Below are 1,930 nucleotides of genomic sequence, written 5' to 3'. Positions count from 1 at the left end.
GATTCTTCGTTGGAATCCGAGCCCCCAGAGAGACCGTCTCGATCGGAATCAGGTGTGTTGTAGGAGCTTCAGTGAGACCGACCGTCGCCTGAAGATCGTGGGGATTGCCGGTCGTCGCTTCGAAGGTGCCGTGACGAGCAAAATTCTGTCGCCCCTCGCGCGACGAAGGAGGTGCCGAAGCCACACTGACCAATGTTCCTGCAACGAAGCATTTGCCTTCTTCGATGCACTTCATAATCTTCGATGCAGCGGTTCCTGCTTCATCTGACTTCCCGAACAATTTCATGATCGATTTGCCGGCCGAGGCGGCAAAGTCTGCCCCTTTCGCGGCCACCTTGCGGACCATTGCCACGGCTTGTACGGCATCGCCGGCGAAGGGGACCGCCGCCCCGGCACTGAGTCCTGCGTCGAGGTAGTTTCCGCGGCCCAAATGGATGCCGCTATTGATGATGTCGGGAATGGCGCCGAGGACGGGTATGAAGCCCGCGACATCCAGGGTCAACTGGATTCCGTCTAAGACCGCCTCGAAGTTGCGGATGACGAATCCACCGACCTCGCTCACGCCGTACGAGATCTGGTCCACGATCCACCGAAGAATTCAAAAATCTTCTTGCGTTGGCCGTGTATCCAAACCCTCGGTGCGATCTATTGGACACGCGACGTCGACGGCAAGCAGATCGAACGGGAGGGCTGTTTCATCAGCAGCTTGTCTGCGAAAGTCCGCAACCATCGGGATCTTCTTCGATCTCACTGGAGCATCGAAAACTGCCAGCATCATATCTTTGATGTAACATTTACAGAGGATTCGAGCCGAGTTCGGAAAGGAACGGGATCCGAAATTCTTTCCGTTTTCCGCCCGCTGGCGCTCACAAGTCTGCAACAGGACACCTCGATCAAACGAAGTCTCCGAGGCAAACGAAAGATCTGCGGCTGGGATGAAGCCGCGTTTGAAAGGCTTCTCGCTCGTTTTCCTGAGACTTAACGCTCGATTGTCCCAGGCGAAGCCTGACAATAGGCTATGCACCTATTGTCACCGCTATCGTGGAAGGCTCGCAAATTTAACTATTTCTCCTGTTTGCTGGTCGATAAGTAAATACGGACTCCCTCTCCAGTCGTCAACCCACACTTTCCATGTCTTTAACCCTTCAACAACCTCGTAGTTTCCCATCGAAATTCCGCGTTTTAAGCATTCTTCGCGAGCAATCAGCAAAGCTCGCTTTGCGTCTATCCGTGGACCTGGAATAAACAATACGCGTCGAACAAACGAAAGTATCATATGAATAAAGCCTCTCCAATCTTCTGTCCAACATAAGCGCTTGCACCTACGATGGCTGTGTACGCTGCGCCTTCTAATATTACTCGTCCAGCAGATACATATCCCGTGCGAATAGGAAAACTCAATCCAATTAGTAAGCTGCCAGTGCCGTATGTTTCTGCTATCGCTTCTTCTAGGTATTGGGCAAGATGTACGTTCTTGTATGCCCAGAGCCCAATGTATGCGCGGATGTTGCCGAGGAGCCCAGGGCTCGGGCTAAAGAAGCTATGAACACTCTCGTGTCGAACCGTTTCTTCGAGTTTGCGTCCGGTCAAGCCGGGCCTGATTGTTATATTCCCAAAGGCGTCTGTCTTGCCCAACCAACCAGGTGGTACTTCGCCATATTGCCATTTACGCAATCGTGTGAATTCTGCGATCTCATCGACATTATCAAATTTCCCTCCTAGTTTCATGATCGATTTGCCGGCAGACGCGGCAAAGTCAGCACCTTTCGAGACCACTTTGCGGACCATCGCCACCGCTTGTGCGGCATCGCCGGCGAAGGGGACGGCCGCCCCGGCACTGAGTCCCGCCTCAAGGTAGCTGCCGCGGCCCAAATGGATGCCGCTATTGATGATGTCGGGGATGGCACCGAAGACCGGTATGAAGCCTGCC

At 53.6% G+C, this 1,930-nt stretch carries 1 protein-coding gene and 2 pseudogenes; 1 reads left to right on the top strand and 2 read right to left on the bottom strand.

Annotated features, from left to right (window positions below):
- Window positions 1–583 (bottom strand): annotated as a pseudogene (locus OSO_RS51310) (hypothetical protein); the annotation flags it as partial.
- A gap of 27 nt (window positions 584–610) precedes the next feature.
- On the opposite strand from OSO_RS51310, the gene OSO_RS52490 reads away from it, so the two are divergent.
- Window positions 611–982, top strand: coding sequence for an ISAs1 family transposase (locus tag OSO_RS52490; protein WP_010582413.1), 372 nt, complete (start codon window positions 611–613; stop codon window positions 980–982).
- A 290-nt stretch (window positions 983–1,272) separates the two neighbouring features.
- Here OSO_RS52490 and OSO_RS42210 read toward each other — a convergent pair.
- Window positions 1,273–1,930: pseudogene (locus tag OSO_RS42210) on the bottom strand (hypothetical protein); the annotation flags it as partial.

The sequence above is a fragment of the Schlesneria paludicola DSM 18645 genome, assembly GCF_000255655.1.
Lineage (GTDB): Bacteria > Planctomycetota > Planctomycetia > Planctomycetales > Planctomycetaceae > Schlesneria > Schlesneria paludicola.
The sequence above is the reverse complement of the archived record's forward strand: the minus strand, read 5'-3'. Positions and strand labels throughout refer to the sequence as shown.